Annotated in this window: 21 protein-coding genes and 1 riboswitch; all 21 genes read left to right on the forward strand. The window is 47.8% G+C overall.

The window, feature by feature from the left end; genetic code table 11:
* Nucleotides 1–97: 97 nt before the first annotated feature.
* The 21 genes from ACDJ58_RS29780 to murA all read left to right on the forward strand — a co-directional run bounded on the left by ACDJ58_RS29780 (nt 98) and on the right by murA (nt 20,561).
* A complete protein-coding gene (locus tag ACDJ58_RS29780) occupies nt 98–1,657 on the forward strand; it encodes a glycosyl hydrolase family 18 protein (RefSeq protein WP_413374312.1) in 1,560 nt (519 codons plus the stop codon).
* A gap of 292 nt (nt 1,658–1,949) precedes the next feature.
* Nucleotides 1,950–2,609, forward strand: coding sequence for a stage II sporulation protein R (gene spoIIR / locus ACDJ58_RS29785; RefSeq protein WP_413374313.1), 660 nt, complete (start codon nt 1,950–1,952; stop codon nt 2,607–2,609).
* A gap of 292 nt (nt 2,610–2,901) precedes the next feature.
* A complete protein-coding gene (locus ACDJ58_RS29790) occupies nt 2,902–4,050 on the forward strand; it encodes an L-threonylcarbamoyladenylate synthase (protein WP_413379888.1) in 1,149 nt (382 codons plus the stop codon).
* A gap of 172 nt (nt 4,051–4,222) precedes the next feature.
* Nucleotides 4,223–4,783, forward strand: coding sequence for a manganese efflux pump MntP family protein (locus ACDJ58_RS29795; RefSeq protein WP_076287585.1), 561 nt, complete (start codon nt 4,223–4,225; stop codon nt 4,781–4,783).
* 124 nt (nt 4,784–4,907) lie between these two features.
* The gene (locus tag ACDJ58_RS29800; protein WP_413374314.1) at nt 4,908–5,480 is read left to right on the forward strand and encodes a low molecular weight protein arginine phosphatase; all 573 of its coding nucleotides are present in this window, start codon (nt 4,908–4,910) and stop codon (nt 5,478–5,480) included.
* 115 nt (nt 5,481–5,595) lie between these two features.
* Nucleotides 5,596–5,677, forward strand: a riboswitch (ZMP/ZTP riboswitch).
* A 139-nt stretch (nt 5,678–5,816) separates the two neighbouring features.
* Nucleotides 5,817–6,410, forward strand: a complete 594-nt coding sequence (locus ACDJ58_RS29805; protein ID WP_063568349.1) for a TIGR01440 family protein — start codon at nt 5,817–5,819, stop codon at nt 6,408–6,410.
* Between the two features lie 216 nt (nt 6,411–6,626).
* The gene (gene glyA / locus ACDJ58_RS29810; RefSeq protein ID WP_162842473.1) at nt 6,627–7,874 is read left to right on the forward strand and encodes a serine hydroxymethyltransferase; all 1,248 of its coding nucleotides are present in this window, start codon (nt 6,627–6,629) and stop codon (nt 7,872–7,874) included.
* A gap of 426 nt (nt 7,875–8,300) precedes the next feature.
* Nucleotides 8,301–8,930 (forward strand): uracil phosphoribosyltransferase, encoded by a 630-nt coding sequence (upp, locus tag ACDJ58_RS29815; RefSeq protein WP_053782842.1) that lies wholly within the window; start codon nt 8,301–8,303, stop codon nt 8,928–8,930.
* 38 nt (nt 8,931–8,968) lie between these two features.
* Nucleotides 8,969–10,126, forward strand: coding sequence for a non-hydrolyzing UDP-N-acetylglucosamine 2-epimerase (gene wecB, locus ACDJ58_RS29820; protein ID WP_413374315.1), 1,158 nt, complete (start codon nt 8,969–8,971; stop codon nt 10,124–10,126).
* 186 nt (nt 10,127–10,312) lie between these two features.
* On the forward strand, nt 10,313–10,567 hold the full coding sequence (locus ACDJ58_RS29825) for an AtpZ/AtpI family protein (RefSeq protein WP_076287589.1): 255 nt from the start codon (nt 10,313–10,315) through the stop codon (nt 10,565–10,567).
* Complete coding sequence (locus ACDJ58_RS29830; protein ID WP_076287590.1) at nt 10,560–10,937, forward strand: ATP synthase subunit I; 378 nt, start codon at nt 10,560–10,562, stop codon at nt 10,935–10,937. The genes ACDJ58_RS29825 and ACDJ58_RS29830 overlap by 8 nt, the downstream gene beginning before the upstream one ends.
* A gap of 45 nt (nt 10,938–10,982) precedes the next feature.
* Nucleotides 10,983–11,801: a F0F1 ATP synthase subunit A gene (gene atpB, locus ACDJ58_RS29835; protein ID WP_379436641.1), complete on the forward strand. Its 819-nt coding sequence runs from the start codon at nt 10,983–10,985 to the stop codon at nt 11,799–11,801.
* 77 nt (nt 11,802–11,878) lie between these two features.
* The gene (gene atpE / locus ACDJ58_RS29840) at nt 11,879–12,103 is read left to right on the forward strand and encodes a F0F1 ATP synthase subunit C (protein ID WP_017691934.1); all 225 of its coding nucleotides are present in this window, start codon (nt 11,879–11,881) and stop codon (nt 12,101–12,103) included.
* A gap of 115 nt (nt 12,104–12,218) precedes the next feature.
* Nucleotides 12,219–12,707: a F0F1 ATP synthase subunit B gene (atpF, locus tag ACDJ58_RS29845; protein ID WP_413374317.1), complete on the forward strand. Its 489-nt coding sequence runs from the start codon at nt 12,219–12,221 to the stop codon at nt 12,705–12,707.
* On the forward strand, nt 12,704–13,252 hold the full coding sequence (locus ACDJ58_RS29850; protein WP_413374318.1) for a F0F1 ATP synthase subunit delta: 549 nt from the start codon (nt 12,704–12,706) through the stop codon (nt 13,250–13,252). The genes atpF and ACDJ58_RS29850 overlap by 4 nt, the downstream gene beginning before the upstream one ends.
* Nucleotides 13,253–13,268: 16 nt before the next feature.
* Nucleotides 13,269–14,783, forward strand: coding sequence for a F0F1 ATP synthase subunit alpha (gene atpA / locus ACDJ58_RS29855; RefSeq protein WP_076287593.1), 1,515 nt, complete (start codon nt 13,269–13,271; stop codon nt 14,781–14,783).
* 209 nt (nt 14,784–14,992) lie between these two features.
* Complete coding sequence (atpG, locus tag ACDJ58_RS29860; RefSeq protein WP_379436633.1) at nt 14,993–15,865, forward strand: ATP synthase F1 subunit gamma; 873 nt, start codon at nt 14,993–14,995, stop codon at nt 15,863–15,865.
* Nucleotides 15,866–15,961: 96 nt separating this feature from the next.
* Entirely contained in the window at nt 15,962–17,365 is a 1,404-nt protein-coding gene (atpD, locus tag ACDJ58_RS29865) for a F0F1 ATP synthase subunit beta (RefSeq protein WP_413374320.1), read from the forward strand.
* Between the two features lie 63 nt (nt 17,366–17,428).
* Entirely contained in the window at nt 17,429–17,833 is a 405-nt protein-coding gene (locus ACDJ58_RS29870; protein ID WP_413374322.1) for a F0F1 ATP synthase subunit epsilon, read from the forward strand.
* A 603-nt stretch (nt 17,834–18,436) separates the two neighbouring features.
* Nucleotides 18,437–18,694 carry a DUF1146 family protein gene (locus tag ACDJ58_RS29875; protein WP_062321714.1) on the forward strand — a complete coding sequence of 86 codons (258 nt, stop codon included), beginning with the start codon at nt 18,437–18,439 and terminating at the stop codon, nt 18,692–18,694.
* A 520-nt stretch (nt 18,695–19,214) separates the two neighbouring features.
* Entirely contained in the window at nt 19,215–20,561 is a 1,347-nt protein-coding gene (murA, locus tag ACDJ58_RS29880; RefSeq protein WP_083678749.1) for a UDP-N-acetylglucosamine 1-carboxyvinyltransferase, read from the forward strand.
* The last annotated feature ends 418 nt before the right edge of the window (nt 20,562–20,979 follow it).

Here is a 20,979-nt window from a genome sequence, read left to right on the forward strand (position 1 = left end):
GAAGCAGTAGGGAGTACAGGGCGTGATCCTCCTGCTAACCAAAACGTAAGGCTACTGCTGAATTCCTAAAATTAAAACCCCAAAGGAGAGTTATGTGATGAACCTAAATCGAGTTGGTATGATCCCTTCATTTGTGAAAGTGTTCATGCTCTTGTTTTTATCTTTTGCACTAACCGTTTCAACATTTGCCATCGGACCAGCGAAACAAGCTGACGCAGCTCCTCTTCCAAAGAAAATTATTGCTTATGTGGCTGGTTGGGCCAACTGGACCGCGAATGAAATCAAGGCAGAACAGCTCTCTCATATCAATTATTCCTTCGCTCTCATCTCCAACGGCAAAGCAACAATTACAAATTCAGATCGTACCAAACTGCAACTGATGGTTGGACTGAAATCCAGAAATCCGGATTTAAAGGTATTATTGTCTGTTGGGGGCTGGGGAGCTAACGGTTTTTCAGACGCAGCACTAACAGACGCCTCACGTACAACCTTTGCCGACAGCATTGTGCAACTGGTAACCTCCAACAATTTGGACGGCGTCGATCTGGATTGGGAATATCCGACCAACCCTGCTGCCGGTACAACCGCGCGGCCACAGGATAAACAAAATTTCACACAACTGCTCTCGAAGGTTCGTGAGAAGTTGAATGCTCAAGGACAAATTAATGGCAAACAATATCTGCTGACCATTGCCGCAGGAGCGAGCAGCAGTTATCTGAACGGTGTGGAAATCAATAATATCACGCCTCTGCTGGATTGGATCAATCTGATGACTTACGATTTTCATGGAACCTGGGATGCAACAACAGGTCATCATACGAATCTGTCCGGAAGAGATATTAGTGTAACGTCTGCGGTCAATCTGTTCAGAAATAGCGGTGTTCCCGCGAACAAACTGGTCATTGGCGGAGCCTTTTACGGCCGGGCTTGGACTGGTGTTCAGAATTCGAACAATGGTCTGGACAGGCCCGCTTCTGGTGGTTTTGAACCCGATTACAACACCATTGTCAGCCAATATTTGAATAAAAACGGATATACACGGTACTGGGACAGCAGTGCCCAAGCTCCTTATCTGTTTAATGGAAATACTTTTATCTCGTATGACGACCCACAATCACTCAGCCTGAAGGTGCAATATGTGAAAAATAGCAATCTGGGTGGCATCATGTTCTGGGAGTACAGCAACGACCGCTCAGGTGCGCTGCTTCAGGCCGTATATTCAGAGGTTACGGGTGGTGGCACGGTGCAGCCTCCGAATCCAAGCGGGTACAACTATTTAGTTGCTCAAGCCAATCAGCAAATCGTCTCTGCCGAGAATCAAGGCAATGACCAGCTTGTCGCCGATCGGACGACGGCAGGAGACTGGGAGCTTTTTGAATGGATCACGAACTCCGATGGAACGGTGTCCCTCAAGTCCAAAATCAATAATAAATATGTCACAGCAGATGTTGATTTGGGTGGTGCCCTGATCGCCAAAGCTGCAACCATTCAGCAATGGGAGAAGTTCAATCGTGTGGATTTGGGTGATGGAACAATCGCGTTGCAGGCACTCGCCAATAACCTGTATGTGACCTGTGATCTGAATAATGGCGGTAAGCTTGTAGCGAGCCGCAATTCGGTTGGCGGGGCCTGGGAAGCTTTTCGTGTGAATAAGTAACCGAGGAGCAAGGGCATCCATGCAGCATGCCAAATTGGAACATCAAAGGTAGATTAGAATTTTAGATTTTTCAAAGAAGTGCCAGCCGACAAGCGTTCCGTAGGCAGGCGCTTCTTTGATTTTCGTCAGTTTCATGAGCGAGATAATAGTCCTTTCATTTTAAGTCTTACCCTCCTATAAAATTTTAGTAGATTTGTAATCTAGCAGGTTTACTTCCGACTCTTCCGGGCATACTGATAGACATGAGAGAGTTACAGGGATCTTGATCACGGGAGCCGAGGGGGAGAACGGAATGAGCAGAAGAATCGTGAAACAAATTGGACTTATTATTGTATGTCTTATGATGATTATTATGATGTGGGAAGGTCAGAAAACGGATGCAGCTGTGGCGGCCACAGCGATTCCGGAACAATCCATTCGCTTGCGTATTCTCGCAAACTCGGATGCAGCGGGAGATCAGTTGGTCAAACGAGAGATTCGTGACGCCGTCGTTGCCCAAATGAATGAGTGGGTAACCGAACTGGAGAATCCGCAAAGTTTGGAAGAAGCGCGTGGGGTTATTCGTCAGCATTTATCTGAAATCGAGGATCGTGTGGGAGAAGAGCTTGCCAATCGTGGCTTAACCTATTCATATCAGGTGGAACTTGGAGTGGTTCCGTTTCCAACCAAATTATATGGGGGTACAGTATATCCGGCTGGAGATTACGAAGCAGTGCGGATAACACTCGGAAAAGGTGAAGGACAAAACTGGTGGTGTGTGTTGTTTCCACCATTATGCTTCATAGATGCAGGAACAGGTGATGCATTGGCGAAGCCTACAACAGCATCTGCAACTGCCGCAGAGCCTGGGGACGCACAAGCATCTGTGCAGGCAGCCACACCGGAAGCACGTTTCTTCCTGTGGGATATGGCGGTGAAATTGTGGGATTGGGTAACGGGATTGTTTGCATAACTGTATAACATGCTGCTGGATATAAGCTTTATCAGGGGACTTCGATTCAGGGAAGTGCCCTTTTGTTTTATTATGGGTTCGGGTCAAAGACCTCGTGATGTTAATCGCTGGGGAGAATCTGACCGCATCCTTGGGCAAAGCAGATATGTTATAATTATAGGAATCAGAAAACATAAGCGAAGAAGACATTGCGGAAACGGGATGTCTTGCATCAACTACCCTACTGAAGTTTAGGAATGATGGATATATGACGAGAGAGAACGAGCAATTGCATCAGTCTTCCATGAAAGGCATGGGGAACGATGAAAGTACAGAGGAAATGGTTACGAGTATGTGGAATGTCAATGTACTGGTAACCAATGAGAACACGGATGATGTGGCAAAAGGGATTGCGTATAAACAGGCCCTCGCTGACTTGCAGGATGCGGCAACCTGTCTTCGTCAAGGGCAGACCGTGGCATTCCCGACCGAGACGGTATACGGTCTGGGTGCAGATGCTCGCAATACAGCTGCGGTGGAAGCTGTATTTGCAGCCAAGGGGCGGCCTTCGGACAATCCGCTGATTGTGCATATTGCACAGCGTGACCAGTTGGATTCACTGGTCACGGAAGTGAATGGCACAGCGGAGGTGCTGATGACGGCCTTCTGGCCAGGGCCGCTTACGCTTGTGCTGCCGGTTAGGCGAGGGGCGGTATCCCCGCGGGTTACCGCCGGTTTGGACACGGTGGCCGTGCGGATGCCGGATCATCCGGTGGCCTTGCAGTTGATCGCGGCGGCGGAATGCCCGGTCGCCGCGCCGAGCGCCAACCGCTCCGGGCGGCCAAGCCCGACACTCGCAGCACATGTGCGCGAGGATCTGGCAGGCCGCATCGGCGGCATCGTGGACGGCGGCCCCACCGGGGTGGGCGTCGAGTCCACGGTGGTGCAGGTCGGTGACGACGGTACCGTCACCATCCTGCGCCCTGGCGGCATTACGGCGGAACAGTTGTCCGCCGTTGCCGCCCGTGTTGCCACGGACCCGGCGCTGCTCGCTGAGGGGCCCGGTGGCGATGACAGCCCGGCGCCGCGCTCGCCGGGCATGAAGTACACGCACTACGCGCCTGCAGGTGCGCTGTGCGTGGTGGAGGGGCCGCCCGCATCGGTGGCGGCCTGGATCAGCGCCGCCCTCGCAGAGGCGGCGCAGCGCGGGGAGCGCACCGCGGTGCTGGCGTTCGCCGAGCACGCGGAGCAGTACCGCGCCGATGCCGTGTTCTCGCTGGGCGAAGCCAGCGAGCTGGAGGAAGCAGCGCGCCGGCTGTACGCGGCGCTGCGCAGCTGCGATGAGCAGGGGGCCACATATATTGTGGCCGAAGCCTGCTCGCGCGAAGGGTTGGGAGCAGCCGTCATGAATCGGCTGCTCAAGGCGGCAGGGCACCGACTCATACAGGTCGGTAACCGATAGCTCCCTTTTTCCATAATATCGCTATGAATATTTCCCTCCGGCACCCGCCCTCTAGTCACGACAGCAATTCCTTTTTTTGAATGGTAGGAATGCAAAAGTCTTCTCAGGTCATGTTTATGTCCTTGTCCGCATATGGTGTACAAGAACCTTTACGTGACTTGGGGGTATGGGGATGTGGGATGTGTCTGCCCATGTAGGGCAGTTGGTAACCATTTTAATTATGGCCGTCGCTCTCGGACTCGACGCGTTCTCACTCGGCATTGGGATTGGCATGAAGGGCATTCGTCTGAGAGACGTATTGCGAATCAGTACCGTAACGGCCCTGTTTCACATCATCATGCCGCTCATCGGCATGTATACGGGCAAATACGTCAGTTCCCTGCTTGGTGACATTACGACGTATGCAGCTGGCGGTCTGCTGGTCCTGCTCGGTGCCCATATGATCTTGAACGCTTTCCGGGAGGGAGACACCAAACTGGTGGATCATCGATCTCTGCTCGGTGTGATTCTGTTCTCACTGAGTGTCAGTGTGGATTCGTTTTCCGTTGGAGTCTCGCTCGGCATGTTCAGCAGTGATTTGGTATTAACGGTGCTGGCTTTTGGTGTCTGTGGTGGAGCAATGTCCGTTATGGGTCTGCTGTTGGGACGGCGTGTGAGCCAAAACATGGGCGATTACGGGGAAGCGGTCGGCGGAGCGATCTTGCTCGCTTTTGGACTTTTGTTTATATTTTAAAATACACCGTTAATAATGATTACAGCCTAGTGCAGTCTTCAATATATAGTTAAGAGTTCCATTTGTTTAGATTGAGTTTCAAACATGATTCGACAACATTTGCAAAATGGGGAGGCTAACCACAATGAAACATATTTTGTTTGTATGTACAGGGAATACATGCCGCAGCCCCATGGCGGAGGGACTTTTACGTAAACTGGCGTCTGAGCGGGGCATTCAGGTGGACGTTCGTTCCGCAGGTGTAGCCGCAACTACGGGCATGCCGATTTCCCGTCATGCTGAGGCTGTATTAAAGGATCACAACGTTGAGGGACCACCTCATTCGACGCACCTTAGCTCGGACCTGGTCGGTTGGGCCGATCTGATTCTCACGTTGACACGTAGTCATAAACAGCATGTCATGCAGGTTTTTCCTGACTCGGTACACAAGACATATACCTTGAAAGAGTATGTGGAAAATGACGAGCAAGTTCTGAATGATCTTCAGGAACTGGACAGCCTGTTCGCGACATTGGAGATGAAGCGTGCGCTCGGTCAGGCAATTTTGGCGTCTGAACGTGAGCGGGCGATCGAGATCAGACAACGCATTCCGAGCTTTGATATTTCGGACCCGTTTGGCGGAAGTCGTGACGATTACAACATAGCCGCGGCAGAGATCCGGACTGCGCTCGACAGACTTTTGGACAAGTTGAATTAATTTGAATCGTTCAATCAGTCGCAGCTAACGATGGACTTCCATATAAAAACGGACACGGGATGTAAATTACCCGTTGATTTTAAACGCAGGTTGTTTTATGATGAATGGGAAAACAGGGATCCGGTGTAACTGGCGACGAAGTGGGCATAACCACGATGGAGCACCGGAACAAACGGCCGGTCGCCTGGGCAAAAGAGCAATTCTGCGTTACCCGCAGACTGCTCTTTTTTTCGTCTTTCATCTGATTATTCGCTATAATAGTACCTGAAATGCCATGCATGAATACCAAGGGCAGCCTAGAGGAAGCCGGGCATGATTTTATCGGGAGGCGATAGGATGACTATTGAGTTAGATTCGGAACAACCCGGATTGCATGAACAGACCGCATCCATTCTGCGTGAACTGGCGCTTGCCGGACAGCTTGGACCTGGACAGATCGTTGTGATCGGTACAAGTACAAGTGAGGTTGCAGGCAAACGGATTGGTACAAGCGGTGCGGTTGAAGTAGCGCAGCAGCTTCTTGCGGGTATACGCGAGGTGCAGCAGGAGTTCGGTTTTGATGTTGTATTCCAATGCTGTGAGCACCTGAACCGTGCGCTGGTTATGGAGCGTTCACTGCTTACACGTCTTGGATTGACTGAAGTGGGTGCAGTACCCGTGCCCAAAGCAGGTGGTTCCATGGCATCCGCAGCGTATCGCTCGCTGACCGATCCATGTCTGGCTGAACATGTGCAGGCCCATGCGGGACTGGATATTGGGGAGACGATGATTGGCATGCACTTGCGGCATGTGGCAGTACCCTTCCGAACAGCACTCCGCTACATCGGTGATGCCCGTGTTACTACAGCATTGACCCGTCCGAAGTTGATTGGCGGCGAGCGCGCAGTGTATCGTATGGAAGAGCAACCAGATTCGACATTTTGTGACTAACGTATAAACCGAAACGATTGGTTACACTCCTGACTTCGATTGCATCACCATCTTTCGATCGCTGTTATCCCCAGATTTTTTTGAATCCCTTATATAAGGGGAAATCCGGTGATAAAGGCGAACGCTCTGCTTCTCCAGATTGGTGTTGCACTCTCCGTTTTCGTGTAAACATGATTTCGCTTTATAACTTCACTTATAACTGGGAGGAATTTAATCATGGAACAATTGCGCAAGAATGACCCGGCAGTACTGGAAGCGATGAATCTTGAACTGAAACGTCAACAAAACAACATTGAGCTGATCGCGTCCGAAAACATCGTAAGCGAAGCGGTTATTGAGGCAATGGGATCTGTACTTACCAACAAGTACGCTGAAGGATATCCAGGCAAACGTTACTACGGTGGTTGTGAGCATGTCGATATCGTTGAAGATATCGCGCGTGATCGTGCCAAAGAACTGTTTGGAGCAGAACATGTAAATGTTCAACCTCACTCCGGTGCACAAGCGAACATGGCAGTATACCTTGCGGCTCTGAAACCAGGTGATACCGTTCTGGGTATGAACCTTGCGCATGGCGGACACCTCACACATGGTAGCCCGGTTAATGCTTCCGGATTGCTGTACAATTTCGTGGCTTATGGTGTACAAGAAGATACATTCCTGATTGATTATGATGAAGTGCGCAAAGCGGCATTTAAACATCGCCCTCGTATGATCGTTGCAGGTGCAAGTGCATATCCGCGTATCATTGATTTTGAAAAGCTTGCTTCCATCGCCAATGATGTAGGTGCTTTGTTCATGGTGGATATGGCTCACATCGCAGGACTGGTAGCTGCAGGCTTGCATCCAAGCCCGGTTCCACATGCGCATTTCGTAACGACAACAACTCACAAAACGCTGCGTGGACCTCGTGGTGGTATGATTCTGTGCCGCAAAGCATGGGCAGCAGCGATTGATAAAGCGGTATTCCCCGGTTCCCAAGGTGGACCTTTGATGCACGTGATTGCTTCCAAAGCGGTAGCATTCGGTGAAGCACTGCAACCTTCGTTCAAAACGTATGCACAAAACGTGGTGAAAAATGCACAAGTATTGGCTGAAACGCTGATTGCTGAAGGATTGAACATCGTATCCGGCGGTACAGACAACCACTTGATGCTGATCGACACACGCAGCGTGAATATCACAGGTAAAGAAGCCGAGCATGTACTTGATTCCATCGGCATTACCGTGAACAAAAATGCAATTCCGTTTGATCCAACTAGCCCGTTTGTAACGAGCGGTATCCGTATCGGTACACCTGCAGCTACTTCCCGTGGTATGAACGAAGAAGCAATGGTAGCCATTGGTAAGATTATTGCCAAAACATTGAAAAACCCTAAAGATACAGCCAAATTGGACGAAGCCCGTGCAGAAGTAACGGCGCTTACGGACCAATTCCCACTGTACACAGATCTTAAATACTAAAAAAACTTGCTCGTGCTGTTTGTATTTGAGATGTTCTTAATGTAAACATGCAGACGGAGCAAACCGAAAGAACCTGAAGAAGCGTAGCGCTCGCCTTTATCACCGGAATTCCACCATTTATTAATGGATCAAAGAATTCTGGGGATAACAGCGATCAGAAGGTCATTCGGTTTGCGGAGCTTCAGTAGTGTTTACAGATTTTTTAACATTCAACTGACATAACAGCGAGAGCAAAAAGGACCGGAAGACTCATGTTTCCGGTCCTATTTTTATAGGATTCGGTTTTCTGTAATGATTAAGTGCCCTTTGATGGTGTAATTCGGTGTAGGTGATGATATAATATACAGGATTTATCGGGCCTATGAATGATGATTAGGCATATTTGGTAATGCTGAACATGAAGAACATACCGGAGGGACAAATTAGATGGGAAAATTAGTAATATGTGATCACCCTTTGATTCAACACAAACTGACGTTTATACGCGACATGCGTACGAATACGAAAGATTTTCGTGAATTGGTGGATGAAGTGGCTACACTGATGGCTTATGAGATTACAAGAGATGTTGAGCTGGAGACTATTGATGTACAGACACCAGTAGCTGAAACACAAGGAAAAGTAATTTCTGGACGTATGCTTGGGCTGGTTCCGATTTTGCGTGCGGGCCTTGGGATGCTGGATGGTGTTGTTAAATTGCTGCCGGCGGCAAAAGTTGGACATGTAGGTTTGTTCCGTGACCCGGAAACCCTGCAACCTGTTGAGTACTACACCAAGCTGCCTACGGACGTTACAGAGCGTCAGTTGATTGTCATCGACCCGATGCTGGCAACTGGCGGTTCTGCCATTGCTGCTATTGACGTGCTCAAAAAACGCGGCTGCACGCAAATCAAAATGATGAACCTTGTTGCAGCTCCTGAAGGAGTAAAAGCTGTTCAGGATGCGCATCCGGATGTAGATATCTACGTTGCTGCACTGGACGATCGTCTGGATGATCATGGCTATATCGTTCCCGGACTGGGAGATGCAGGAGACCGTCTGTACGGCACTAAATAAGCATATTGCATGCTGAATAGAAAAGGGGCTTTGCTTCAATGTCCAAGAAAATTAAAGTCATGACGATATTCGGGGTGCGCCCGGAAGCCATCAAGATGGCTCCGCTTATTTTGGAACTGCAGAAACATCCCGAATCTATTGAATCGATCGTTTGTGTAACTGCACAGCATCGTCAGATGCTGGATCAGGTTCTTGAAGTATTCGATATTCATCCAGACTACGATCTGGATGTGATGAAAGATCGCCAGACGCTGAATGAAATTACGATTCGTGTGCTGGGAGGCCTGGAGCCGGTTTTGCGTGAAGCAAAGCCGGATATTGTGTTGGTTCACGGTGATACGCTGACAACGTTTGTAGCCAGCTATGCTGCGTTCCTACAGCAGATCCAGGTGGGGCATGTAGAAGCGGGCCTTCGAACGTGGAACAAGCTCTCTCCATACCCGGAAGAAATGAACCGTCAGTTAACCGGGGTGCTTGCTGACTTGCATTTCGCGCCTACCGACTGGTCGTCTTCAAACCTTGCCAAAGAAAATAAATCGGAGTCTAGTACGTATGTCACAGGCAATACGGTAACAGATGTGTTTCAATATACAGTACGGCAGGATTACACACATCCGGTACTAGATTGGGCACAGGGCAAGCGTCTTGTGTTGATGACAGCTCACCGCCGTGAATCCCAAGGCGAGCCTCACCGTAACATTTTCCAGGCCGTCAAACGGATTGCCGACGAGTTTGAGGATATTGCCATCGTGTATCCGGTGCATCCAAGTCCTGCTGTGAAGGAGCCGGCTCACGCGATTTTGGGGAATCACCCCCGTATTCAACTTATTGATCCACTAGACGTAGTGGATTTGCATAACTTTTACCCGCATACTCACTTGATTTTGACAGATTCAGGCGGTTTGCAGGAAGAAGCGCCTTCGTTTGGTGTGCCTGTTCTCGTCCTTCGGGATACAACAGAGCGTCCGGAAGGAATTGAGGCTGGAACACTGGAGCTGGTGGGTACCGAAGAGGAACGTGTATATGAGCGGACCAAAGCTCTGCTTACAGACGAAACACTGTATTCAAGTATGAGTCAGGCTGCCAATCCTTATGGTGATGGACATGCTTCGGAAAGAATTGTCAATGCGATTTTGCATCATTTTGGTGTGAATAGTGAACGTCCGGAATCATTTCACAGAAAATTCAAAAAATAATTCATTTTTTCTGATGGATTAATAAAGGGTACAGTATACAGTTAAACTGTACGGTTTACGCGGGTTTATGGGCTCTGATGGCCTGTAATCCCGTCGTTTCCCCCTTTAAAACGCTAAAATCATTCAATTGACAAAGGCTCTCATCATTCAGTAAAATTAACTGGGATTGCAAGGGTGGCGTGGAAAATGGCCGATTCGAACAAACCAAATTCATCCCGTAACCATGATGATAATGTGTGGAAAGCAATGGGGCTCGTGACAGCTTTTGGAATCGAGATTGCCATTCTCGCTGTTGCCGGATATTACGTTGGCTCCTGGTTGGATAAGACCATCGGGGGTAGCGGAATATGGATCGCCGTAAGCGTTCTCTTTTTTTTGGCAGCAGGCGGCGTAAGCATCTACTTTATCGCGAAAAAATTCATGGGGGAAAGTGATGAGTGAACTAACCAGATACCGCAGAATGATGACTGTTTTCATCATGTACTTTCTTATGATTTGTTTTCTCGCAGCGGCCTTTATGCCACGTGTGGAGACAATTGCTTTGGGACTGGCCCTGGGTACAGGAATTAGCTGGATCAATGCATTTTACCTGGGCTTCAAAGTAAGGAAAATGTCTGATGATGCGGCAGAAGGTAACTTGAAGCGTGTGAACCTGGGATTTTTGACAAGAGCGGCACTCGCAGTGCTCGGTATCTTCATATCGATGCGCTTTCCGCAGTACTTCAATACATATGCGGTTGCAGGCGGTCTGGTCATTGCACAATTTTCCTTACTGATTATAGGGATCGTCTATTCCCGCAGAGCAGAATGATGTTAGGTGCTGCAGCTTTCAAGTCGAGAAAGGGGTGAGAAAAATATGCATGAAGCTCCAATTATTATGCTTGGCGGATTTCGACTGGATCTATCGGTTCTGTTGATGCTGGTTGTTACAGGTGCACTTGTTTTTATTTTTGCTGTACTGGCAACACGGAGATTATCCGTTGAAAATCCCGGCAAGCTGCAAAATTTTATGGAGTGGGCAGTAGAATTCGTCCGCAATCTGATTTCCAGCACGATGGATATGAAGAAAGGGAAACATTTTATCTCTCTCGCTCTTTCCATGATTATGTTCATTTTTGTAGGTAATATGCTAGGTCTTCCGTTTCAGGCGGTTACTGAAGTTACGGAGGTTAGTCAGGCGCAGGTGTTCAATCAACCGATTGTCACTGCTGTTGATGCGTTTAACGAAGCGCATGCCAAGGACCCTGAAGCACATCCACACGTTGAACTGGCCTGGTGGAAATCACCGACAGCCGACTTGTCTGTAACGATGGGACTGGCACTCGTAGCATTCCTGGTATCTCATGGACTCGGATTATTCCGTAACACAAGAGGATATCTCCAGCATTATCTTAAACCGTTCGCCTTGTTCTTGCCGATCAACCTGATAGAGACGGCATCCAAGCTGCTAACACACGGAATGCGTTTGTTCGCGAATATCTTCGCGGGCGAGGTACTGATAACAACAATCCTGAAGCTGACCACGTTCAAAGTGTTTGGTGCCATTGCAGCGATTCCGTTGCTTATGGTATGGCAGGGCTTTAGTATCTTTATCGGTGCGATTCAGGCATTTGTATTTGTAATCTTGATGATGGTGTACATTTCACAGAGCATCGAGACGCATGAAGAACATTAAGTTTCAAGCCCTACGAAGATTTCTTCACCAGGCTGAACAATAAAAATTCGATTTATAATTTTAAGGAGGATATACAAATGGGAGCAATGGCATTAATCGCAGCAGCAATTGTTGCAGGACTGGGCGCGTTTGGCGCAGGTATTGGTAACGGTATGGTAATCAGCAAAACGGTGGAAGGTATTGCCCGTCAACCGGAAGCAAAATCCACTCTTCAAACAACAATGTTTATCGGTGTAGGTCTGATCGAAGTATTGCCGATCATCGGTGTGGTACTCGCGTTCATGTTCTACGGTATGGCTTAATTAAATTGATACAGGTTTGGCGGGGAAGGCCATAGCCATCCGCGCCTTCTTTTTAGGTAATGTCCGCGCTAGTGGATGATGGTTTCAAGGATACCTCCAGGAAGGAGTGAACAGATTGAGTTTCATATGGGAAAATACGCTTCTTGCGATGATTGCATTTGTAATTTTATATTGGCTGCTTAGCCGTTATGCTTTCGGTCCTTTGTTCACCATTATGGAAAAACGTCGTGAACTCGTGATGACGCAGATGAATGAGGCTGCGCAGACTCGGGAACAGGCCATTGCCTATGTGGAGGAACAAAAACAGGCTCTGGAGCAAGCGCGCAAAGATGCTTACGACATCATTGAACAGTCCAAACAAACGGGCGGCAAACAAGCCGAATCGATCCTGGCTGATGCGAAAGCGGAAGCTAATCGTCTCAAAGACGATGCTGTACGTGAGATTGAGAGTGAGAAGAACAAAGCGGTCGCAGCGCTTCGCAGCGAACTGGGTACAGCTTCCGTTCAAATCGCTTCCAAGCTGATCAAAAAAGAAGTTGAGAACGGTCCTGCACAAGAGGAACTTGTGAACCAATACCTCAATGAGGTAGGAGGCCGACAATGAGCCGCGATACGATTGTTGCCAAACGTTATGCGAAAGCATTGTTCGAAGTTGCTCTTCAGCAGCAGCAGGTACTTGAAGTTGAACAGGAACTGCGTGCGGTTGTCAGTGCATTGACCGGGGATGCTGATATCGAAAAATTTATCGTATCTCCCAACATCTCTGAGGAAGCCAAGCAGCAGGTAATTCATTCAAGCCTTGATGGCAAGGTGTCTGACCCTGTCCTTCGCACCGTCCTGCTGTTGATTGAGCGCGGACGCGTTGAATTGCTGGAAGCTCTGCTGAATGATTATCTGAAGATCCAAGGCGATTCGCTCGGCATAGCTGATGCGCGCGTTTACTCGACTTATGCATTGAATGATGAAGAAAAAGAAGCGGTTGCCCGTGAATTCGGTGGCCGTGTGAATAAAAAGATTCGTATCGAGAATTTTGTTGATCCGACTCTGCTGGGCGGATTGAAAGTCGCCATTGGCGATACGATCTATGACGGCAGCTTGGCTGGCAAGCTCGAACGTCTTGAGCAGTCTTTTAACAGACGAGTACAGTAGATTGGGGTGAGGACACTTGAGTATCAAACCAGAAGAAATCAGTACATTAATTAAGAGCCAGATCGAACAATACAAAACCGATATCGATGTAGTCGAAGTCGGGACAGTTATTGAGGTCGGTGATGGTATCGCTCGTGTATACGGACTTGAGAACGTAATGTCCAACGAGTTGGTTGAATTCCCAAGCGGTGTTATGGGACTCGCCATGAACGTGGAAGAGAGCAACGTCGGTGTCGTTATCCTGGGACCTTACTATGATATTCGGGAAGGCGACCAAGTAAAACGTACTGGTCAAATCATGCAAGTGCCTGTTGGCGAAGCATTGATTGGACGCGTTGTTAACCCGCTCGGTATTCCAGTGGATGGCAAAGGGCCAATCGCTACAACGGAATTCCGTCCGGTTGAAGGTAAAGCACCAGGCGTAATGGATCGTAAATCGGTTCATGAGCCGATGCAAACAGGGATCAAGGCTATTGACGCAATGGTACCAATCGGTCGCGGACAACGTGAGTTGATCATCGGTGACCGTCAAACAGGTAAAACATCAATCGCGATTGATGCTATCCTGAACCAAAAAGGCAGCGGCATGAAATGTATCTATGTTGCTATCGGTCAAAAACAATCTACAGTTGCACAAGTCGTAGAAACTCTTCGTCGTAAAGGCGCAATGGAGTACACGATTGTTGTAACTGCGGCAGCATCTGATCCATCACCACTGTTGTACATCGCACCGTATTCTGGTTGCTCGATGGGTGAGTACTTTATGTACAAAGGTGAGCACGTTTTGGTTATCTACGATGATTTGACCAAACAAGCTTCCGCATATCGTGAACTCTCTTTGCTTCTTCGCCGTCCACCGGGTCGTGAGGCTTATCCGGGTGATGTCTTCTACTTGCACTCCCGTTTGCTGGAGCGTGCAGCGAAGCTGAATGATGAGCTTGGTGGTGGTTCTTTAACCGCACTGCCGTTCATTGAAACACAAGCTTCCGACGTATCTGCTTACATTCCGACGAACGTAATCTCCATTACGGACGGACAAATCTTCTTGGAAGCTGACTTGTTCAATGCTGGACAACGCCCGGCGATCAACGTAGGTATCTCCGTATCCCGTGTTGGTGGTTCTGCTCAGATCAAAGCGATGAAAAAGGTTGCAGGTTCCCTGCGTCTCGACCTCGCTCAATATCGTGAGCTTCAAGCGTTCTCCCAGTTCGGTTCCGATCTGGATAAAGCGACTCAGGCTCGCCTGAATCGTGGTGCTCGTATGATGGAAATCCTGAAACAGGGTGTGAACCAGCCTTTGCCTGTAGAACAACAGGTAGTCAGCTTGTACACAGCGGTTAAAGGATTCCTGGATGAAATTCCTACAGGTGATGTGACTCGTTTTGAACAAGAATTCCTTGCGTTCATGGAGAGCAGCCATCCTGAGATTCTTCAATCCATCCGTGATACTAAAGAATTGACTGCAGACAACGAGAATGCTCTGAAGGGCGCTATCGAGAAGTTCAGAAAGAGCTTTTCTGTCTCCGTCTAAATAGATGATATGCAGTTGCGGAGTTGTTTAACCGATTCCGCATGTCTGCATGTATAACTTTGATCTATTAAAGTTTCAATATGCTTACGAAGTAGTTTTGACTATGTCAAAACTGGTATAGGCTTACGAAGTAACTTTGGCTTCGCCAAAGTAAAGATTATGCTTACGAAGTAGTTTTGACTATGTCGAAACTTTAAGGTGGTGAAATCATGGCAAAAGGCATGCGCGAAATAAAGCGGCAAATTAAAAGCGTACAAAGCACCAAGCAGATCACCAAAGCAATGGAGATGGTTGCTGCCGCAAAACTGCGTAAAGCGCAGGAAAAAGCGGAAGCAGCTCGTCCTTATTCGGAGAAACTGAAAGAAGTTGTGGCTAGTATTGCATCAAGCACGCAGGGAATCCAACATCCGATGCTGGAGAGCCGTCCGGTCAAAAAGACAGCTTATCTAATCATTACATCGGACCGCGGTCTTGCGGGTGGTTACAATGCAAATATTTTGCGTCAGGTCAATCTGACACTCAAAGAAAAACACAACTCTCAGGATGACTACGAATTGTTCGTCATTGGGCGTAAAGGACGCGATTATTTCAGACGGCGCGAAATTGCGATCGCATCCACTACAACGGATCTATCCGATTCACCATCATTTGCAGATATCAAATCTATTGCACACGAGGCTGTTCAAGGATTTGAGCTGGCTAAATTTGATGAATTGTACATTTGTTATAACCGCTTTGTAAATGCGTTGACCCAGATTCCTACGGTAGAACGTCTTCTTCCGATGGATACACCTGAGGTAACTGCTGCGGAAGGACCGACGGCAAGCTACGAATACGAACCTTCAGCTGAGGCTGTACTGGAAGTTTTGCTACCGCGTTATGCGGAAACGCTGATCTACGGTGCACTTCTGAATGGTAAGGCGAGTGAGTTGGGTGCCAAAATGACTGCGATGGGTAATGCAACCAAAAATGCATCTAAACTCATCAACGACTTGTCATTGACTTATAACCGTGCTCGTCAAGCGGCTATTACGCAGGAGATTACGGAAATTGTAGCAGGTGCCAACGCAGCACAAGGCTAACCGTTTTTTATTAATGAAGGCTTGCAGTGCAGAGATAACAGAGAACGGAACTTTATTTCTGCAAAACTAGCAGGCTTGTAGGAGGGGAACGTTAAGATGAACAAAGGACGCGTTGTGAGCATCATGGGTCCGGTTGTTGACGTCGAGTTTGATCGCGGCGGTCTGCCGGAAATCCTCAATGCCATTACGATCACTACAGTAAGCGAAAGCGGCGTAAGTGTGAATCTGACACTCGAAGCTTCGAAACATCTGGGTGACAACCGGGTACGTTGTATCGCGATGTCCTCCACGGACGGACTCGTTCGTGGTATGGAAGCCGTAGATACAGGAGCTCCAATCTCTGTACCTGTTGGGGAAGCAACACTGGGTCGTGTATTTAACGTACTCGGCGAAGCTATTGATACTGGCGGCACTGTAGCTGCTGCACATAAAAATCCGATTCACCGCTCGGCTCCTGCATTTGATGAACTGACTACCCAGGCTGAAATGCTGGAGACAGGAATCAAAGTTATCGACTTGTTGGCTCCTTACGCCAAAGGTGGTAAAATCGGTCTCTTCGGTGGTGCCGGTGTAGGTAAAACCGTAACGATTCAGGAATTGATCAACAACATCGCACAGGAACACGGCGGTATCTCCGTATTCGCAGGTGTTGGTGAGCGTACACGTGAAGGTAATGACTTGTATCACGAGATGAGTGATTCAGGCGTTATCAACAAAACAGCAATGGTCTTCGGACAAATGAACGAGCCTCCAGGCGCACGTCTTCGTGTAGCCCTCACAGGTCTGACCATGGCGGAATACTTCCGTGATGAAGAAGGCCGTGACGTGTTGCTCTTTATCGATAACATCTTCCGTTTCACCCAAGCAGGTTCAGAAGTATCTGCCTTGCTCGGACGTATGCCTTCCGCGGTAGGTTACCAACCAACGCTGGCAACGGAAATGGGTCAACTGCAAGAACGTATCACTTCGACCAAAAAAGGTTCCGTAACATCCATCCAGGCCATCTACGTGCCTGCGGATGACTATACTGACCCGGCTCCAGCAACGACGTTTGCTCACTTGGATGCAACGACGAACCTGGAGCGTAAAATTTCCGAGATGGGTATCTATCCTGCGGTAGATCCGTTGGCATCCAGCTCCCGGATCTTGTCCCCTGAAGTTGTAGGCGAAGAGCATTACAACGTAGCTCAAGGCGTTAAACGCATCTTGGCGCGTTACAATGAATTGCAGGATATTATTGCGATTCTCGGTATGGACGAGTTGAGTGAGGAAGACAGAGCGCTCGTTTACCGTGCTCGTAAGATTCAACGTTTCTTGTCCCAGCCTTTCCACGTTGCTGAAGCATTTAACGGTATTCCGGGTAAATACGTTCCGGTTAAAGAAACGGTGCGCAGCTTTAAAGAAATTCTCGAAGGCAAGTACGACGATCTTCCGGAAGCAGCTTTCCTCTTCGTGGGTACGATTGAAGAGGCAGTGGAGAAAGCCAAAACACTGGTATAATCTGAATCCAGGATTGTCCTTATGAAGCGAGCTATCCTTCGGATAGTTTCAGGAGGGATGGAATTGAGCACCTTTTTGTTGGAAATCGTAACACCTGAGCGTTTGGTATATTCAGAACAAGTGGATAGTATCACGGCTCGTGGTATTGAAGGGGAGCTGGGCATTCTGCCAGGCCATATCCCTATGGTTACACCTTTGCAGATCGCACCGATCTATATCAAAAACGGAAAAGAAAACAAACGCGTCGCTATTGGTGGCGGGTTTATCGAAGTCCGTAAAGATAAGGTAGTTGTCCTCGCAGAAAGTGCCGAGTTCCCGGAAAATATCGATGTGGACCGTGCGCGTGCGGCGAAAGAGCGGGCAGAACGCCGTCTCGGCAGCCAAAGCAATCAGGACCATTTTGATCATCGCCGGGCAGAGATTGCTCTGCAAAAAGCGGTTAACCGGATCAACGTATACGGCAAATAAACTATTCTTTGGAGCCTGGCGGCTTAGTCTGCCGGGCTTTTTTGAGTTTTCGGAACGTTATCTTTTCCAGTTACAGTAAAATATATGGACATTTTCTTCGGTTGAAGCACTTGATTTAACGGCAAATAAAGTTAATTGTATTCACCGTTTATGGGCAGTTGAATAGAATGTAGGACTAAAGTCGTGGCGATAATGATCACTGTTGGAACCATTTTTAACGACGGAAATCCAAATTATTTCCGAGGAAATGACAGGATCGATATCGAAATAACGCTCTTTTATGTCGTTTTAGTCACAAAATCCCGGCATTTTGAATTTAAAATATTATCGAAGTGGAAATCAATGTAATTGACAATGTATGATGAAAGAGCCTATATTCCATAGAGTCAGCAGATGCAGGAAGCTGCGTTGATGAATTCCATAGTCATTCACAGCCAGATTGTTGCTACTCCGTGATTGGGCATCCAGATTTCCTGTATTGCAGGAGTAAGTCTGACAGTAGGCTCAGTGTGTTGTGTTCAAGTCATTCCATTGTTCTAACAAGTTATGGATGCCAGGCATAATTATGCTGATCGCTGCAACAAATGTGGAGGTAATGAATATATGGATACTGACCTGACGAATCAGTTGAACCAGACATTAAGTACGAATGGCTTAGTCTCGATTATCGTCTCTCTTTTATGTATAGCGTTGTCGTGGTGGGCTTTGCAGAATCTCAAACTGGATTTAATCATCAGGCAGCCACGAGGAGCACAGGGAAGACTGTTACATTTACTGTTGGCCATTATACTTGGGCATGCTGTTTCAGGCTTTGTCATTGACTATTTGTCATGGACACAAATGTTGCGCCATTTGTTTTAATGTTGAGATGGTTGGTTAATCATCTGTTAGGTTCTTCAAGCAGTGCAATGTCGAATAACATCGATTAATTGTGTTAACAATTAGAGTATGAGTTGTCGGCAAAGGAATTAAGAAAAAAGTGTGACGTGGAATTGGATGAATTTGAGATGTTTTATGTAAAAATGCTTGTATCGTACAATTCAACAATGTTATGATGGAAGTTAGGGAATTCACAATTGTTCACTTATTTTGTGGTTATAAACGGGATATCCGGTTGAATCCGGCTAATAATCATCCCAATCTGTCTGTTCAGATGCTTGCTGGCCTGTAAGGCATTATATTTACAAGTCGGAGGGCATCATGCAACGCACGTGGTATCATCGATATGGATTATAAACCAATTCTTTTCTGAATAGACATCAAGGGCATTATTTGCCAGGCTATGTCGAAATTCCACACACAGCAACAGTCTTTTCTATTACAGAAGGGCTCACGTATTCCGGAATGAAGAAAAGGGAATAAAAGCGCGGAGGGAACCATGATGAGCAAATTTATCGTCCGCGGTGGCAAAAGGTTGACCGGAAGTGTCAAAGTTAGCGGCGCTAAAAATTCTGTTCTTCCGATCATCGCTGCCTCTCTCTTAGGGGAAGAAGGACAAAGCGTTATTATTGACGCTCCTCCTCTAGACGATGTGATGACGATTAACAAGGTGTTGGAATCGCTGGGAGCGGGTGTTACATACCGGGACGAAGTGATTACCGTAAATGCGGAGAAACTTACTTCCTGTGAGGCACCGTATGAATGGGTAAGTAAAATGCGGGCGTCTTTTCTGGTCATGGGGCCATTGTTGACACGTATGGGTCATACAAGAATTTCGCTTCCTGGTGGATGTGCCATCGGTACACGACCTATTGATCAGCATTTGAAAGGTTTTGAAGCCATGGGCGCTGAGATCAGCTTGGGCCAAGGCTATATAGAAGCTCGTAGCCAAGGACGGTTGCGTGGCGCGAAAATTTATCTGGATGTGGCTTCCGTAGGTGCCACTCAAAATATTATGATGGCTGCAACATTGGCTGAAGGTGTAACTGTTCTGGAGAACGCGGCAAAAGAACCAGAAATCGTGGATCTTGCCAATTTCCTTAATGGAATGGGTGCCAAAGTACGGGGTGCCGGAACAGGAGTCATCCGTATCGAAGGTGTGGAGAAGCTGTCTGGCGTGAAGCACACCGTAATTCCGGATCGGGTTGAAGCAGGTACCTATATGGCTGCTGCTGCAATTTCCGGTGGTGATGTGTATATCGAAGGTGCGATTTCAGACCACTTGGGTTCTGTTATTGCGAAGCTGGAAGAGATGGGTGTAACCATTCATCCTGACGAGAATGGCGTTCGCGTTATTGCGGATCGTCCGCTCAAGGCTGTGGATGTGAAGACATTACCATACCCAGGCTTCCCTACAGATATGCAATCCCAAATGATGGCGCTCTTGCTTGCGTCTGAAGGAACCAGTGTTGTAACAGAGACTGTTTTTGAAAATCGCTTCATGCATGTGGATGAATTCCAATTGATGAATGCGGAGATCAAAGTTGAAGGACGTTCGTCCATCATCACGGGCAATGCCAAGCTGAAGGGTGCCAAAGTAACAGCTACCGATTTGCGTGCGGGTGCCGCACTTATTATCGCGGGTCTTGTTGCTGAAGGTACAACGGAAGTGGGTGGTGTTCATCACATCGACCGTGGCTACGTACATCTCGCTGAGAAGCTTAACGGACTTGGAGCCGATATTTATCGTATTTCGGTTGAAGAGCCTAAGCTGGATGCAGTTAAAGCATCGAATGAAAAAGTCGGGGAAGAAGTACCGCTGTTCAAAGTACAACCGACCTGGGCATAACATCGAATTGGACAATAGGCGTTGCTCTCTAATATGAATCACACATCATTGTATATTGCGGATACGAGAGCATGCGTGCTGTCATTTAAATTCAGATCAAAAGCTAAGCCATCTGGCTTGGCTTTTTTTTGTGTTCAACGATCAATTGAATCAGTACCTGATTCTATTAATAGCTGGTCCTAACTTATATAGCATAACATCCTATTCTGTACCAATTCTGAACAAATGAAAGAGCATGCTTTTTGAGGAACGGGTGGTACCTTATGGAACCGGATTCCGCGACAGATCAATGTTTTTTAATAATACATAGCAGAAGTAAGTTAGAAATCGCCACATATGGAATGCCTTCGTTTCTCTTAAATCAGGTTCTATCAGATCCAGCCAGCTCATACCCTAAACTATGGATTTGAACAAAAGG

The sequence above is a fragment of the Paenibacillus taichungensis genome (assembly GCF_047302525.1).
Classification (GTDB): domain Bacteria; phylum Bacillota; class Bacilli; order Paenibacillales; family Paenibacillaceae; genus Paenibacillus; species Paenibacillus taichungensis_B.

Bases quoted from the DNA above. Each gene is read 5' to 3' on its own strand.
- ACDJ58_RS29780 (WP_413374312.1), top strand. From the start codon at position 98: ATGAACCTAAATCGAGTTGGTATGATCCCTTCATTTGTGAAAGTGTTC.
- spoIIR (WP_413374313.1), top strand. From the start codon at position 1,950: ATGAGCAGAAGAATCGTGAAACAAATTGGACTTATTATTGTATGTCTT.
- ACDJ58_RS29790 (WP_413379888.1), top strand. From the start codon at position 2,902: ATGGGGAACGATGAAAGTACAGAGGAAATGGTTACGAGTATGTGGAAT.
- ACDJ58_RS29795 (WP_076287585.1), top strand. From the start codon at position 4,223: ATGTGGGATGTGTCTGCCCATGTAGGGCAGTTGGTAACCATTTTAATT.
- ACDJ58_RS29800 (WP_413374314.1), top strand. From the start codon at position 4,908: ATGAAACATATTTTGTTTGTATGTACAGGGAATACATGCCGCAGCCCC.
- ACDJ58_RS29805 (WP_063568349.1), top strand. From the start codon at position 5,817: ATGACTATTGAGTTAGATTCGGAACAACCCGGATTGCATGAACAGACC.
- glyA (WP_162842473.1), top strand. From the start codon at position 6,627: ATGGAACAATTGCGCAAGAATGACCCGGCAGTACTGGAAGCGATGAAT.
- upp (WP_053782842.1), top strand. From the start codon at position 8,301: ATGGGAAAATTAGTAATATGTGATCACCCTTTGATTCAACACAAACTG.
- wecB (WP_413374315.1), top strand. From the start codon at position 8,969: ATGTCCAAGAAAATTAAAGTCATGACGATATTCGGGGTGCGCCCGGAA.
- ACDJ58_RS29825 (WP_076287589.1), top strand. From the start codon at position 10,313: ATGGCCGATTCGAACAAACCAAATTCATCCCGTAACCATGATGATAAT.
- ACDJ58_RS29830 (WP_076287590.1), top strand. From the start codon at position 10,560: ATGAGTGAACTAACCAGATACCGCAGAATGATGACTGTTTTCATCATG.
- atpB (WP_379436641.1), top strand. From the start codon at position 10,983: ATGCATGAAGCTCCAATTATTATGCTTGGCGGATTTCGACTGGATCTA.
- atpE (WP_017691934.1), top strand. From the start codon at position 11,879: ATGGGAGCAATGGCATTAATCGCAGCAGCAATTGTTGCAGGACTGGGC.
- ACDJ58_RS29850 (WP_413374318.1), top strand. From the start codon at position 12,704: ATGAGCCGCGATACGATTGTTGCCAAACGTTATGCGAAAGCATTGTTC.
- atpG (WP_379436633.1), top strand. From the start codon at position 14,993: ATGGCAAAAGGCATGCGCGAAATAAAGCGGCAAATTAAAAGCGTACAA.
- atpD (WP_413374320.1), top strand. From the start codon at position 15,962: ATGAACAAAGGACGCGTTGTGAGCATCATGGGTCCGGTTGTTGACGTC.
- ACDJ58_RS29875 (WP_062321714.1), top strand. From the start codon at position 18,437: ATGGATACTGACCTGACGAATCAGTTGAACCAGACATTAAGTACGAAT.
- murA (WP_083678749.1), top strand. From the start codon at position 19,215: ATGAGCAAATTTATCGTCCGCGGTGGCAAAAGGTTGACCGGAAGTGTC.